This is a genomic window from Metallibacterium sp., from assembly GCF_054637675.1.
Genome location: NZ_JBTSRB010000020.1, coordinates 34,438 through 49,546, shown reverse-complemented (window position 1 = coordinate 49,546; position 15,109 = coordinate 34,438). Strand labels below are relative to the sequence as shown.

The 15,109-nt window shown below is 68.0% G+C and carries 9 protein-coding genes and 1 pseudogene; 8 read left to right on the top strand and 2 right to left on the bottom strand.

Going from position 1 to position 15,109, the window contains the following annotated elements; translation table 11 throughout:
• Nucleotides 1-123 (bottom strand): annotated as a pseudogene (locus ACYDAT_RS08280) (IS3 family transposase); the annotation flags it as partial.
• A gap of 141 nt (nt 124-264) precedes the next feature.
• Between ACYDAT_RS08280 and ACYDAT_RS08275 the strand changes: the two are divergent.
• The 8 genes from ACYDAT_RS08275 (at nt 265) to ACYDAT_RS08240 (ending at nt 13,121) form a co-directional block, all read left to right on the top strand.
• On the top strand, nt 265-669 hold the full coding sequence (locus tag ACYDAT_RS08275) for a hypothetical protein (RefSeq protein WP_461440293.1): 405 nt from the start codon (nt 265-267) through the stop codon (nt 667-669).
• A 72-nt stretch (nt 670-741) separates the two neighbouring features.
• Nucleotides 742-2,019, top strand: coding sequence for a TolC family protein (locus tag ACYDAT_RS08270; protein WP_461449533.1), 1,278 nt, complete (start codon nt 742-744; stop codon nt 2,017-2,019).
• Nucleotides 2,016-3,398 carry an efflux RND transporter periplasmic adaptor subunit gene (locus ACYDAT_RS08265; protein ID WP_461449531.1) on the top strand — a complete coding sequence of 461 codons (1,383 nt, stop codon included), beginning with the start codon at nt 2,016-2,018 and terminating at the stop codon, nt 3,396-3,398. Before ACYDAT_RS08270 ends, ACYDAT_RS08265 begins: the two co-directional genes overlap by 4 nt.
• Nucleotides 3,395-6,583: an efflux RND transporter permease subunit gene (locus tag ACYDAT_RS08260; RefSeq protein WP_461440290.1), complete on the top strand. Its 3,189-nt coding sequence runs from the start codon at nt 3,395-3,397 to the stop codon at nt 6,581-6,583. The genes ACYDAT_RS08265 and ACYDAT_RS08260 overlap by 4 nt, the downstream gene beginning before the upstream one ends.
• Nucleotides 6,584-6,686: 103 nt before the next feature.
• The gene (locus tag ACYDAT_RS08255) at nt 6,687-7,127 is read left to right on the top strand and encodes a MerR family transcriptional regulator (protein WP_461440289.1); all 441 of its coding nucleotides are present in this window, start codon (nt 6,687-6,689) and stop codon (nt 7,125-7,127) included.
• Between the two features lie 143 nt (nt 7,128-7,270).
• Nucleotides 7,271-9,724 carry a heavy metal translocating P-type ATPase gene (locus ACYDAT_RS08250; RefSeq protein WP_461449535.1) on the top strand — a complete coding sequence of 818 codons (2,454 nt, stop codon included), beginning with the start codon at nt 7,271-7,273 and terminating at the stop codon, nt 9,722-9,724.
• A 109-nt stretch (nt 9,725-9,833) separates the two neighbouring features.
• Entirely contained in the window at nt 9,834-12,023 is a 2,190-nt protein-coding gene (locus ACYDAT_RS08245; RefSeq protein WP_461449529.1) for a prolyl oligopeptidase family serine peptidase, read from the top strand.
• A 237-nt stretch (nt 12,024-12,260) separates the two neighbouring features.
• Nucleotides 12,261-13,121, top strand: a complete 861-nt coding sequence (locus ACYDAT_RS08240) for a DUF6159 family protein (RefSeq protein WP_461449527.1) — start codon at nt 12,261-12,263, stop codon at nt 13,119-13,121.
• A gap of 74 nt (nt 13,122-13,195) precedes the next feature.
• On the opposite strand, the gene asnB is transcribed toward ACYDAT_RS08240, so the two are convergent.
• On the bottom strand, nt 13,196-15,091 hold the full coding sequence (asnB, locus tag ACYDAT_RS08235; protein WP_461449525.1) for an asparagine synthase (glutamine-hydrolyzing): 1,896 nt from the start codon (nt 15,089-15,091) through the stop codon (nt 13,196-13,198).
• Nucleotides 15,092-15,109: the final 18 nt, after the last annotated feature.

Genomic DNA, 15,109 nt, shown 5'->3' with positions numbered 1-15,109 from the left:
GTACCAGTCGATGATGGCGGCCAGGTAGACGAAGCCGCGTGCCATCGAGATGTAGGTGATATCCATGGCCCAGATCTGGTTGGGCCGGGTGATGGCCGGACCACGCAGCCGGTAGGGATGGACCGATCCACTTAGCATCGTGCTCAAATTTCCTGAGCCACTTCTGTTTCGCGATCGACCAGGCAAGCTTTAGTAACGGCTTGCGCATGGCGACTTCACGCAACTTTGCAGCACACAGTCTCGTCTTGGGTTAGCATCCAAAACATGCACCGCCGTCCGCACCTCGCCCGCCGCACGCGCCTGCGCATCGCGCTGCTGGCGCTGTGCGCGCTGCTGTTCCAGCAGTTGGCGCTGGTGGCGTACGCCTGCTCGCTGCCGCAGGCCGCGGTACCCGTGCAGGCGGCGATGCAGTCGATGGCGAGCATGCCGGGTTGCGGCGGCATGACGAGCATGATTCAGCATGCGCGCGCGTTGTGCGTGCAGCATTGCGCACAGCCGGCACCGGCGCCGCAGGACGCGCGCGCGCCCATGGTGCCCGCGCTGGCGTTGCCGCCGCAGCCACCGGTGCTGGCGATCACTCCAGCCTCGCCGTCGACGCGTCTCGACGAGCGCGTGGCCGCTGATCTCGGCGCATCGCCGCCGCCGCGCTGCTGCGTCCTGCTGATCTAGACCCTCCCTCGTGTGTCGTGACCGGCCACGCCGAGCGCGTGCCGGATGCGTTCCGCCCGATGGAGACTTGCCATGTTCGTGTTCGATCGCCGGCGCCGCCGTGGCGCCGTGTTTCACCTGCAATGCGCGACCGTGCTGCTGGCGCTGACGGTATTTCCGGCAGTGGCCGCGTCGCCACTGACCCTGCAACAGGCGGTGACACTGGCCGTCGAGCGCGCGCCGCTGGTGCAGGCGGGCCACGCGCGCGAGGACGCCGCCCGCGCCGATCTCGACCGCGCCGGGCGCTGGCCCGATCCGAGCTTGGACTTCGGCGTACAGAATCTGCCCGTGCAGGGACCGGGCGCATTCATCCCCGCTGCCGATTCGATGACCATGCGCACGGTGGGGTTCAGTCAGGAGATCCCATCCGGCGCCAAGCTGTCCGCGGAACGTGCCGGCGCGCGTGCCGGCGCGGCCGCGGCCAGCGCGGAAACCGAGCAGGCGCGCCTGCATACCCGACAAGCGGCGGCTGCGGCCTGGGTGTCTCTGTGGGCAGCCAGGCGGGCGCGCGAGCAGCTCGAGGGACTGGAACGGCAGAACGCGCTGGTCATCGTCGCGGCGAAGGCGCGCCTGGCCGGCGGCACCGGCTCCACGGCGGACGCCCTCGCGGCCCAGGCAGCGCAGGCTGAGCTGGCCAACCGCCTCGATCAGGCCGACGCCACGATCGCCGCCGCACGCGCCGCGCTAGCGCGCTGGGTCGGTGTCGCCGCCGCGCAGGCCACGCTGGCGGACCCGCCTGACTTCACGCGATTGCCGGTCACCGCCGCGCACCTGCTGCAGAGCCCCGACGCGCAGGCGCCGCTGCTCGACTGGGAATCGCGCGAAGACCGTGCCGAGGCCGCGCTGCAGAGCGCCCGCGCCAGCAAGCATCCCGGCTGGAATGTGGACCTCAGCTACGGGCGCGTGCCCGGCCTGCCGGCCTTGGCCACGCTGATGGTGGGTGTGCGCTTGCCGTTGTTCCCCGCGCATCGCGAGGACCAGGACATCCTGGCTCGCCGCGCCGACCTCGATGCGGTACGCGCCGAGCGCGAGAACGCGCGCCGGGCGCAGGTCGAGGCGGTGCAGCGCCTGCTGGCGACATGGCGGGGCTACGGCCGCCAGGTGCGGCGCGACCGCGACACGCTGCTGGCCCTGGCCGCCGATCGCAGTGCGGCGGCACTGGCCGCCTATCGCGGCGGCGCCTCGCTGCAACCTTGGCTGGAGGCGCGGCGCGACGAAATCAGCACTCGCCTCGACTATGTGGGCGCGCTCAATGCCTGGGGTGACACCTGGGTCCAACTCGCCTACCTGCTACCGGAGTACGCGCAATGAACCGCAAGATCGTTGTTGTCGTCATCGTCGTGGCGGCGCTGGCCGTTGCCGTCGCCGCCGGTTACCTGTGGGGCCGGGGCACCGAGCCCGCGGTGCCCGGGCATGGCAGCGCATCGGTCCCACGCAAGATCCTTTACTGGTACGACCCGATGCAGCCCGCCACGCACTTCAATCATCCTGGGCCTTCGCCGCTGATGCCAGGCATGCAACTGGTGCCGAAGTATGCGGGCGGGTCAGGTACGAGCAAGGGCCTGGTGCGCATCGATCCCGTCGTCGAGCAGAACCTCGGCATGCGCACCCGCGTCATCCGTGTCGGCGTGTTGCACCGCGAGTTGCGGGTGCCGGGCGTGCTGGCCTGGGATCGTCGTCGCTCGGTGGTGGTCAGCGCGCGTACCGATGGCGTGCTGTCGCGGCTGTTCGTGCGCGCGCCGTTCGATCACGTGCGTGCCGGCCAGCCGCTGGCGGAGCTGTTGGCGCCAGCATGGATGTCCGCTGTCGCCGAATACCGCGCGCTCGAGCATGCGCAGTCGGCGGATGCGCGCGCGTTGCGTTCCGTCGCGCGGCAGCGTCTGCGCGTGCTGGGCATGAGTGCGCAAGAGATCCGTTCCGCGGATGTCGGTGCGGGTGGCGGCATCGTGCTGCGCGCGCCGGTCTCCGGCGTGGTCAGCGCGCTGGATGTGCGTCAGGGCCAGCAGGTGGCCGCCGGCACGACGTTGTTGCGCATCGACGATCTCGCCCGGCTGTGGCTGGATGCCGCGATTCCGCAAGCCGAGGTCGCCGGTATCGGCCCGGGCACGCCGGTCGCCATCGAAGTCGATGCCTTCCCCGGCCGCGCATTCAATGGGCGCGTCGAGGCCCTGCTGCCCGAGGTGGATGCGCGCACGCGCACCGAAACCGCGCGTATCGCGCTGGACAATCCGCACGGCACGCTGGCACCGGGCATGTACGCGACGGTGCGGCTGGCGATCGCAGGCACCACGCCGCATCCGCTGGTACCCGATGAGGCCTTGATCAGCACTGGCGTGCAGAACCGCGTGATCCTCGATCTTGGCGACGGCCGCATGCAGCCACGCGCGGTGCGCATCGGCCGCTCGGCGAATGGCTATACCGAGGTGCTGGCAGGCCTCAAGGGCGGTGAGCGCGTGGTCACCTCGGGCCAGTTCCTGATCGACTCCGAGGCTAATCTCGATGGCGCGCTGCAGCGCTTGATCACGCCGCCCGCGCCGCGCTCGTCGGCCGCGCCTGATGTGCCCGCCGCGCCTGTCGTGCCCGCGTCGTCGGCGCCGACGGTGCCCGCACGTCCGAGTATGAAGCCACCGGCACATGACGCCATGCCCGGCATGGCCATGCCGGCTTCCAGCGGAGGGCACGCGCCATGATCGTCGCCATCATCCGCTTCGCCATCCGCAACCGCTTCCTGGTACTGATGGGGGCCTTGCTGCTCGCTGGCGGCGGCGTGTGGGCAGCGTTGCACATGCCGCTCGACGCGCTGCCAAACCTCTCCGATACCCAGGTGATCGTGAGCACCGAATGGCAAGGCCAGCCGCCGCAGGTCGTGGAGAACCAGCTCACCTATCCGCTGGCGACCACCATGCTCTCGGTGCCGGGGGTCAAGTCCGTTCGCGCCTTCTCGTCATTTGGCTACTCGCTGGTTTACGTGATCTTCCACAGCGGCACCAACCTGTACGCGGCGCGCTCGCAAGTGCTGGTGTATCTGAGCCAGGCGCGCGCCAAGCTGCCTCCGGGGGTGTCGCCGACGATGGGACCGGCCGCCACCGGACTGGGTTGGATCTACGAGTACGCGCTGGTGGATCGCAGCGGGACCATGGATCTCGGCCAGTTGCGCACGCTGCAGGACTGGTTCCTGCGCTATCACCTGAAGACCGTGCCCGACGTGGCCGAGGTCGCCAGCATCGGCGGCATGGTGCGCGGCTGGCAGATCGTGGTCGATCCGGTGAAGCTGGCGGCGTACGGGCTGACTCTGCCCCAGGTCGCGAGCGCGGTGCGCGCGGCCAATGGCGCCACCGGCGGTTCGGTGATCTCGCAGGGCGAGGCCGATCTGATGGTGCAGAGCATCGGCTATCTGCGCACGCGCGCCGACTTCGACCGCATCCCGATCGCCACCGGCGCCGCAGGCGTGCCGGTACGCCTCGGCGAGGTCGCCGTGGTGCGCCGCGGGCCGGCCTTGCGCCAAGGCATCGCCGAGCTGGACGGCCAAGGCGAGGTGGTCGGCGGGGTGGTGATCCTGCGTGCGGGCAAGAACGCGCTGAAGACGATCGTCGCGGTCAAGGCGCGGCTTGCCGAATTGCAGCGCAGCCTGCCCAAGGGGGTCGAGATCGTGCCCACCTACGACGCCTCGCATCTGATCCTGGCCGCCGTGAGCAACTTGCGCCAGAAGCTGCTGGAGGAGTTCCTGGTGGTGGCCGCGGTCTGCGCGCTGTTCCTCTGGCACCTGCGTTCCTCGCTGGTGGCGGTGATCACCTTGCCGCTGGCCGTGCTGGCGGCCTTCATCGTGATGTACTTCCAGGGCATCAGCGCCAACATCATGTCGCTGAGCGGCATCGCCATCGCCGTCGGCGCGATGGTCGACGCCGCGGTGGTGATGATCGAGAACGCGCACAAGCATCTCGAGCACTGGCACGAGCAGCACGGGCGCGACCCCGAGGGCGCGGAACGCTGGGAGATCATCGCCGCGGCCGCGACCGAGGTCGGACCGGCGCTGTTCGTCAGTCTGCTAGTGATCGCGCTGTCCTTCGTGCCGGTGTTCGCGCTGCAGGCGGAGGAGGGACGGCTGTTCAAGCCGCTGGCCTTCACCAAGACCTACGCCATGGCTGCGGCGGCGGTGCTGGCGGTCACCCTGATCCCGGTGCTGATGGGCTATCTGATACGCGGCAAGATCCGTCCCGAGCACAAGAACCCGCTCAACCGCGCCCTGATCGCCGGCTACGGGCCGCTGCTGGAAGGCGTGTTCAAGCGGCCGCTGCCGGTGCTGCTGGGCGTGGCGCTGGTGCTGGGTGCCACGCTCTGGCCGCTGGCGCATCTCGGCAGCGAGTTCATGCCGCCGCTGGGCGAGGGCACGCTGCTATACATGCCGACCGCGCTGCCGGGGCTGTCCTACGGCAAGGCCGCGCAACTGCTGCAGCAGACCGACCGCATGCTGAAGACCGTGCCCGAGGTGGCGACGGTGTTCGGCAAGGCCGGACGCGCGCACACCGCCACCGATCCCGCGCCGCTGAACATGTTCGAGACCACGATCACGTTCAAGCCGCGCAGCGAATGGCCGCCGGGCATGACGCTGGCCAAGGTCGAGGCCGCGCTGAACCGTGCCGTGCAGGTGCCAGGGCTGTCCAACCTGTTCGTGCCGCCGATCGCCAATCGCGTGGCGATGCAATCGACCGGCATCAAGAGTCCGATCGGCATCGTGGTGTCCGGACCCGATCCGGTGGAACTGCAGCACCTGAGCGAGGCCATCGCGCGCGTGGCGGGGGCGGTGCGGGGCGTCGGCTCGGCGGTTTCCGACTACATCGCCGGTGGCCGCTACGTGGACGTGCGCGTCCGCCCTGATGCCGCCGCGCGCTACGGCCTGACCCAGGCCGATGTGCAGGACGTGATCGCCACCGCGGTCGGCGGCGACCCCATCGGCGAGACCGTGCAGGGTCGCGAGCGCTTCCCGATCGTGCTGCGCTATCCGCGTGCCGAGCGGCAGACGATCTCGGCGTTGCGCCACCTGCTGATCGTCGCGCCCGACGGCGCGCAGTTGCCGCTGGAGTCGGTCGCCGACATTCGCGTGGCGGCCGGTCCCTCGATGCTGACCAGCGAGGATGGCGAGTTGGTCAGTTATGTCTACGTGAACAGCACCAGCAGCAATCTCGGTGGCGTGGTCGCGCGCCTGCAGCGCGCGGTCGCGCGCGAGGTCACGTTGCCAGCCGGCTATACCGTCGGCTGGTCGGGCCAGTACGCGTTCATGCAGCGCGCCGCGGCGCGCCTGAAGATGGTGGTGCCGGCAGCCCTGGTGATCATCTTCCTGCTGATCTGGAGCGTGTTCCGGCGCGTCGCCGAGGCGCTGCTGATCATGCTGACGCTGCCGTTCGCGCTGGTCGGCGGCATCTGGCTGGTCTGGCTGCTGGGCAATCCGGTGTCGGTGGCGACGATGATCGGCTTCATCGCGCTGGCGGGGGTGTCGTCCGAGCTCGGCGTGGTCATGCTGCTGTACCTGCGCCATGCCTGGGAACGCCGCGTTGCCCGGGGCGCAGTGGACGACAAGGCGCTGGACGAGGCCATCCACGAGGGCGCGGTGCTGCGCGTGCGACCGTTGGCCATGACGGTCACGGTGATCCTGGCCGGCCTGTTCCCGATCATGTTCGGTCACGGCGCCGGCTCGGAGGTGATGCGCAGCATCGCCACGCCGATGATCGGCGGCATGATCACCGCGCCACTGCTGTCGATGCTGGTGATCCCGGCGGGTTATCGCATGCTCGAGCGTCGCCGCCTGCGCGCCGGCCGGCCGCTGGGCGCGGAGCCGGAGGTGGCGTCAATGCGGGCGTCGCACGCGGCGTCGCCATGACGGGCGCGGGCCGATTGCGTTCTGTGCCTGTGCCGGGGGCAAATGCGGCACTTGGGCGCGGCCGCTTGACTCAGGACCATGCTCAAGGGTTTAGGCTTGCCACATGAACACCCTTCTTCAAGCCACCGCGGAAACCCCGCATATGACCGTTGGCCGTGTCGCGAGCGCCGCTGGCGTCGGCATTGACACCATTCGGTTTTACGAGCGCGAGGGTCTGCTGCCCGAGCCCGAGCGGCGCCTGTCGGGCTATCGCGACTACACGCTTGACGCGGTGGCACGGCTGCGCTTCATCCGTCGCGCCAAGGAGCTGGGCTTCACCCTGCCTGAGATTCGCGAACTGCTGGCGTTGTCGGCCGATCGCGCACGCGGCGTGCGTGGCGTCAAGCAGCGCGCCGCGGCGCGGCTGGGCGAGATCGATCGGCGCATCCGCGAACTCAAGCGCGTGCAGCGCGGCCTCAAGCACCTGATCGATACCTGCCCGGGTCATGGCGCGCTGGAAAGCTGCCCGATCCTGGCCGCACTGAGCCACGAGGAGACGCGATGAACACCCACGAACATCGCCACGAGCATTCGCATGCCGACCCTGACGGGGCACATGACACCAGCGGGCATGACGCGCAGGCTCCGACGCCTGGCAGATGTTGTGCTGGTTCCAAGACGGATGTCTCTGCGGCGTCTGCCGCGGATGTGTCATGCAGCGGCGGCGCACAAACCAGCGTCGAACCCGCACCGCCCATTGGCGCGTCCTGCTGCGCGGGTGGCGATCGCCACGCGGCGGACGATCCGCACGCGGGCCACACGCACGGCGATCACGCCCATGGTGCGACCGTGGGCGACACGAAAACGGCGATCGATCCGGTCTGCGGCATGCGCGTCGATCCGGCCACCGCGAAGCACCGCAGCGAGCACGCCGGCGCGACGTACTTTTTCTGCAATCCGCGCTGCAAGGAAAAATTCGACGCCGATCCCGCGCAGTACCTGCGGCCCACGGGTGCCGCGCCGCCAGCGGCCGCGCCGGCCGGCACGATCTGGACCTGCCCGATGCATCCGGAGATCCGTCGGGATCATCCCGGCAGCTGCCCCAAATGCGGCATGGCGCTGGAGCCGCTGTTGCCGACGCTGGACGCGGATGACGGCGGCGAGCTGGCGCAGCTCGCGCGGCGGTTCTGGATCTGCGTCGCGCTGTCGCTGCCGGTGTTCGCGGTGGCGATGGGCCCGCATCTGTTCGGCGTGCATCTGCCGGCGCCGTGGGACGCGCTCGCCGCGTGGACGGAGGCGCTTCTTGGCAGCATCGTCGTGCTCTGGGGCGGTGCCAGCTTTTTCGTGCGCGGCTGGAGATCATTGCGGCCATGGTCACCCAACATGTACACCCTGATCGCGCTGGGCACCGGCGTGGCCTGGGCCTACAGCGTGATCGCGTTCGCGGTGCCCGGGCTGTTTCCGCCGGCATTTCGCGGCGCCGAGGGCCGCGTCGCGGTGTACTTCGAGGCCGCGGCGGTGATCGTCACTTTGGTGCTGCTGGGCGATTTCCTCGAACTGCGCGCGCGTCGCCGCACCGGCGCGGCGCTGAAGGCGTTGCTGGGGTTGGCGCCGACGACCGCGCATCGCGTCGGTGCCGATGGTGGTGAAGCCGATGTGCCGCTGGCGGAGGTGCGCGTGGGCGACACCCTGCGCGTGCGCCCCGGCGAGAAGATTCCCGTCGACGGCGTGATGCTGGAAGGCGCCAGCAGCATCGACGAGTCGATGCTCACCGGCGAGCCGCTGCCGGTGGACAAACATGCCGGTGATCGCGTCACCGGCGCCACGCTCAACCAGACCGGCACGCTGCTGCTGCGCGCGGACAAGGTCGGCGCCGACACCCTGCTGGCGCAGATCGTCAACCTGGTCGCGCAGGCGCAACGCAGCAAGGCGCCGCTGCAGCGCGTGGCCGACCGCGTCGCCGCCTGGTTCGTGCCAGTGGTGGTGGCGGTGGCGGTGCTGGCCTTCGTCGCCTGGGCGGCGTTCGGTCCCGATCCGCGCTACGCCAACGCGCTGATCGCCGCGGTGGCGGTGCTGATCATCGCCTGCCCCTGCGCACTGGGGCTGGCCACGCCCATTTCGATCATGGTCGCGACCGGGCGCGGCGCGCAGGCCGGCGTGCTGTTCCGCGATGCCGCCGCGATCGAGGCGCTGCGCGAAGTCGACACCCTGGTGGTGGACAAGACCGGCACGCTGACCGAGGGCAAGCCGGCCCTGCGCGAGGTGATCGCGTTCGCTGCGTTCGATCGTGCCGGCGCGCTGGCGCTGGCCGCGGCGCTGGAGCGCTCCAGCGAGCATCCGCTGGCGCGCGCGATCGTCAGCGCCGCCGAACAGGAACATCTGACTGTCGCCGAGACCGCGGGCTTTGCGTCGCTGACGGGACGCGGTGTGCGCGCGCGTGTCGGCGATCGCGACGCCGCGCTGGGCAACCTCGTGCTGATGGAGGAACTGCACGTCACCGTGGATGCCGCGGCGCGCGCGCGGGCCGAGGCCCTGCGCGGCGAGGGCGCGACGGTGATGTTTCTCGCCGCCGACGGTGCGCTGGCCGCGCTGGTCGCGGTCGCCGATCGCATCAAGCCGACGACGCCCGAGGCCATTCGCCGCCTGCACGCGATCGGCCTGCGCATCGTCATGCTGACCGGCGACCATGCCACCACCGCGCAGGCGGTGGCGAAAACGCTGGGCATCGACGCGGTGCATGCCGAGGTGTCGCCGGCCGACAAGGCCGCGGTGATCGCGAAGCTCAAGGCCGAAGGACGGCGCGTGGCGATGGCTGGCGACGGCATCAACGACGCGCCGGCACTGGCCGCGGCCGACGTCGGCATCGCCATGGGCAGCGGCACGGATATCGCGATGGAGAGCGCGCAGGTGACCCTGGTCAAGGGCGAGCTGACCGCGATCCTGCGCGCCCGCGCGCTGTCGCGCGCCACCGTGCGTAACATCCGCCAGAACCTGTTCTTCGCCTTCGTCTACAACAGCATCGGCATTCCGGTCGCGGCTGGCGTGCTGTATCCGTTCTTCGGCGTGCTGCTGTCGCCGGCGCTGGCCGCGGCGGCGATGAGCCTGAGTTCGGTGTCGGTGGTTAGCAACGCGCTGCGGCTGCGCCGGGTGGCGCTGCACTGAACCGGTACTTGCTGGTCCCCAGGGCTGTTGCACCGCGGGAGCGCCGACTTGGCGCCGTGTCCATAATCGCGGCTCGCGCCACCGCGCACCCCAAGGACAGGAGCGTTTCATGCCCGCACATCCCCGTCGTCATGCCCTCGCGTTGGCAGTCCTCGTCGCCATGATCGCCATGATCGCCATGCCCGCGCTCGCCGCCGCGCTGCTGCACTACCCCGTGGCGCAGCGCGACAGCATCGTCAACAACTACTTTGGCGACAAGGTGCCGGCGCCATATCAGTGGATGGAGAACCTCAACGATCCGGCGTTGAAGGTTTGGGTCGAAAAGGAAAACGCGCTCACCCACGCCTATCTGGCCAAGGTGCCGACGCGGCCGTGGATCGAGCAGCGCTTGACGCAGTTGTGGAATTACGCCAAGGAGGGTGTGCCGGTGCAGGCCGGCAAGTACCTGTTCTTCAGCCGCAACAGCGGCCTGCAGAACCAGTCACCGGTATACGTGCAGGCCGGCGCCAGCGGCAAGCCGCGCGAACTGCTCGACCCGAACACACTCTCGCCCAACGGCGACATCGCGCTGCTGGATTGGCAACCCTCGCAGGACGGCCACTATCTGGCCTACGGCCTCTCGCAGGGCGGCTCGGATTGGGAAACCCTGCACGTGATGGATGTGGCCACGGGCAAGACGCTGAGCGATGACGTGCAGTGGGTGAAGTTTTCCGGCATCGCATGGACGCACGACGGCAAGGGCTTTTTCTACTCGCGCTATCCGGCACCGCCCAAGGGCGAGGCGATCAGCGATCGCGTCGAGAATCAGGCGCTGTACTACCACCGTCTCGGCACGCCACAGTCCGATGACGTGCTGATCTACAAGCGCCCGGACCTGCCCGAGTGGATCATCGGCGGCCAGGTGAGCCACGATGGCAAGTACCTGTTCATCAGCCTGGTCAACGGCACCGCCAATCGCAATGAATTGTTCGTCAAGGATCTGGGCACCGGCGCGCAGCCCGATCTGAGCGCACCCACCAGGCCGCTATTCACCAGCAACGATGCGGTGTACCAGCCGATCGGTACGATCGGCGACACCGTGTATTTGCAGACCACGCTGGATGCGCCGCGCGGACGCATCGTGGCGTTCAACATCGGTCATCCCGATGTTGCGCACTGGCGCGTGGTGGTGCCGCAGACCGCGGCGGTGATCCAGTCCGCCAACTTGGCCGATGGCCGCGTGCTGGTGAACAAGCTCAAGGACGTGAAGAGCGAGCTGGAGTTGTACGCAAGCGATGGCAAGCACCTCGCCACGCTGCCGCTGCCCACGCTGGGCTCGGTCGGCGGCATCAGCAGCCATGAGGACAGCAAGCAGGTGTACTACGCCTTCACCTCGTTCCTGTATCCGACCACGATCTTCAACTACGACGTCAGCGACGGCAAAACCAGCACCGTGTTCAAGCCCGATGTGCCGTTCGACCCCAGCAATTACGAAACCGTGCAAGTGTTCTATCACTCCAAGGACGGCACGCGTGTGCCGATGTTTCTGACCTACCGCAAAGGCCTCAAGCGCGACGGGCTCAACCCGACGCTGCTGTATGCCTACGGCGGCTTCGACATCAGCATCACGCCCAGTTTCTCGCCGACGCTGCCGGTATGGCTGGAACTGGGCGGCATCTACGCCGTGGCCAACATCCGCGGCGGCGGCGAATATGGCGAGGCGTGGCACAAGGCCGGCATGCTCGGCAACAAGCAGAATGTGTTCAACGACTTCGCCTGGGCCGCCAAGTGGCTGGTCAAAAACCGCTACACCGAGGTCAAGCGGCTCGGCATACAGGGTTACTCCAACGGCGGTTTGTTGATCGGTGCCAGCATCACCGAGCGTCCGCGACTGTTCGGCGCGGCCTACGCCGGCGCGGGTGTGATGGACATGCTGCGCTACCAGAAGTTCTCCGGTGGCGCGCTGTGGGCGCCGGAATATGGCACTGCGGACGTGAAGAAAGACTTCGAGTGGCTGATCAAGTATTCGCCGGTGCAAAACGTGCGTCCCGGCACCTGCTATCCGCCGACCATCATCACCACCGCCGATCACGACGATCGCGTGGTGCCGAGCAACTCGTATAAGTTCACGGCGGCTATGCAGCACGATCAAGCCTGCGCCAATCCCATCCTGCTGCGCGTGGAAACCGATACCAGCCACAACTACATGCCCACCGACAAGCGCATCCGGCAGAGCGCCGACATCCTGGCGTTCATGGCCAACAATCTCGGCGTGAGCGCCGCGCCCAAGGGCAACCCGGACGCGCCGGGCGGCAAGTAGGCAATCCCCACGCAGGGCCGTCCATGTGGACGGCCCTGCGATTATTCCGAGTCCGTTTGCACGTTCAGGCGCTGGCCGCATGAATCACGACGCCGCCGTGTTTCGGGCATCGCTGGCATCCGGTTCTGCCAGCAACGCCGCAGCATTGACACGCGCAAGTGCCGCCGAATGAGCACCTCTGGCAAGCAAGACTGCAGGGTGCTGGAAAGCCAGCGCAAATCCACGGGGGACGCGATCATGGCTGGCAAATTCGCAACCAGTTGGGCACTGGTCAAGGCGAGCGCCGCGGTGCTCAGGAGCGACCGCGAGCTGCTCGTGTTTCCGCTGTTGTCGGGTATGGCCACGCTGCTGGTGGTGGCCAGTTTCGCGCTGCCTTTCCTGGCCACGGGTGGGCTGGCGCATCTGCACGATATTGCCACTCAGCCTGGTGGCGGGCTTGGTGTTGGCGGTTACGCACTGCTGTTCCTGTTTTATCTGTGCCAGTACACGGTGATCTTCTCCTTCAACACGGCGCTGGTGGGGGCAGCGATGATGCGTCTGGACGGCGACGATCCGACCCTCGCCGATGGCCTGCGCCTGGCGTGGGGCCGGTTGCCCGCAATCCTTGGCTATGCGTTGATCGCCGCCACGGTGGGCATGGTGTTGCGCGCGCTGGAGCAGCGCGCCGGGCTCATCGGTCGCTGGGTCATCGGCCTGCTCGGCGTTGCCTGGACGGTGGCCGCTTTCCTGGTGGTGCCGGTGCTGGCGGCCACCGACCTCGGGCCGGCCCAGGCCGTCAAGGAAAGCGCCACGCTGCTGCGTCGCACCTGGGGCGAAAACCTGATTGGCAATGCCGGGATCAGCATGGCCTTCGGCGTGCTGTTCGCGGCCATCGCGCTGGTCGGCGGCGCGATGTTCCTGGCGGCCGGCTCGCATTCGCTTTGGGTGAATGTGTTGGTGGCGGGAGTGTTCGTGCTGGTCCTCATCCTGCTCGGGCTGATCCAGAGCGCGCTGCAGGGCATCTATTCCGCCGCGCTGTACCGCTATGCCACCATCGGCAGCGCCGGCAACGGTTTCGAGGCCACGACGCTGGCGCAGGCGTTTCGCGTCAAGGCCTGATACTGGCCCGCGCTGTGGACATAGCGACGTGGCCAGGGCTCCGGGAGGGTGGGGTGATGGCTGTCACGCAGCCATCAGCCCGTGCATGGGGCAGACGCGGTTTCGCTGGCGTCGAGTTGATCCGAGTGGCGCAGTGCGGCCCAGTCCAGCCATTGGCTGAGTACGATGATGGTCCAGAGTGCGCGTGAGTGGTCACTGACCCGTGACTGGTGTTCCGCGAGCAGTCGCAGCGCTGCATCGGTATGGATTCCGGTTTCCTCCAGCCTGCTATTTGCCAGCCTGGAACGCGCCCAGTCGAATAGCGGTTCGCGCAACCAGGATGCCAGTGGTACGGAAAGGCCACGCTTGCGCCGGTTGACCACCGACCCGGGCAGATACCGCAGGGCGTAGTGTTTCAGGAAAGTCTTGGTGGTCAGACCCCGAACCCGCGCGCGCTCGGGCAGCGTCGCTGCAAACTCGATGACGTTCTGATCGAGGAACGGTGCGCGGACTTCCAGGGCGTGCCGCATCCCGCCGCGATCGACCTTGGCCATCAGGGCCTCGGGGAGCGAGTGTTCGAAGTCATGCCGTTGCACCGCATCGAGCGGGGCAAGCGCCTCGTGTTGTCCCGGCATGGCGCGAAGCTCCAGACCCAGGCGGCGCAACAAGTCGGGTTGGATGCTGGCGGTCCACAGCCGGTGGCGCGCAAGCGCGTCCAGTTCCTGGCCCTGCACGAAACGTTTGAGCAGAAAGGAAATCGCGACCTTCCGGTCGCTGACCGGCAGTCGCTGGATGATGCCGCGAAAGGCTGCCCGAACCGCTTCGGGCAGTGCGGCGTAGAGGGTGGCCCAATGTGCGCCGAGGTAGGTGGGATATCCGCCGAATAGTTCGTCGGCGCCCTCGCCGGAAAGCAGAACCCGCACGTCTTGCGCGGCTCGCCGGGTGACCAGCGCCAAGGGTATCCAGGCGGGATCGGCGAGTAGCTCTCCGGTTGTTTCGATGAGGTCGCTGAGGGTGGCGGGAAGATCCTGCGCGGCAACAAGGACTGGTACGAACGCGCAGCCGAGTTGACGGGCGATTCGGGCGGCTGGCTCACCTTCATCGAAGGAAGTCTCTGCAAACCGGATGCAGTAGGCGGTGAGTGGCGTGTGCGGACGGACGCTGCGGGCTACCGCCGTGATCAGCGCGGAGTCGATACCGCCGCTCAGCAACACGCCGTAATCGACATCGATGTCGCTCTGCCGGAAGACGGCGTTGCGAAAGACCGTGTCGAACTGTTCGCGGCGCGGCGCGACCTGTCGGGTCCGGCCCAGCGGACATTGCCAGTAGCGGCGCTGGGTCACGCCGTTACGGTCGATGATGACCAGTTCCGCGGGGCGCAGCTTGTACTGCCCGACAAAAGGGCTTTGCGGCGCGGGACAGAACCCGCTGCCGAGATACCCGGCGAGTGCATCCGCATCAAGTTGCGGGATATGCCGCGAGTTCGCGTTCAGAGCGGCCAATTCCGAGGCATAGCGGATGACGCCAGCGGCGATCGTGTAATAGAGATGGCGTTCACCGGCGCGGTCCCGAGCCAGGATCAGCCACTGTTGGCGCGGATCCCAGATTGCCAGGGCGAAGACTCCTTGCAGGGACTCCACGAAGGCCAGGCCCTGCTCCCGGTACAAAGCGGGAATCACGGCGACATCCGTGCTGCGGTCGATGACGTGTCCGCGTTGCTCCAGCCAACTACGCAATTCGCGGTGATTGTCGATTTCCCCGTTGCAGGACACGATGATGCCGGAGTCATCCTCGATGAGCGGGGGGTGCGTGTCGCCCAGACCACGAATGGCGAGGCGATTGGCACCCATGACCGCCTGGCCACGCGCGAGAATCTCGCCGCCGTTCGGACCACGGTGGGCCATGGCGGCCAGCATGTCGCGGACCGTGGGGCCGAACCCTCGCGTGTCGGCATGAGGGTCAAGGGTGAGTACGCCGCATATTCCACACATAACTACAGACGTTCAGCT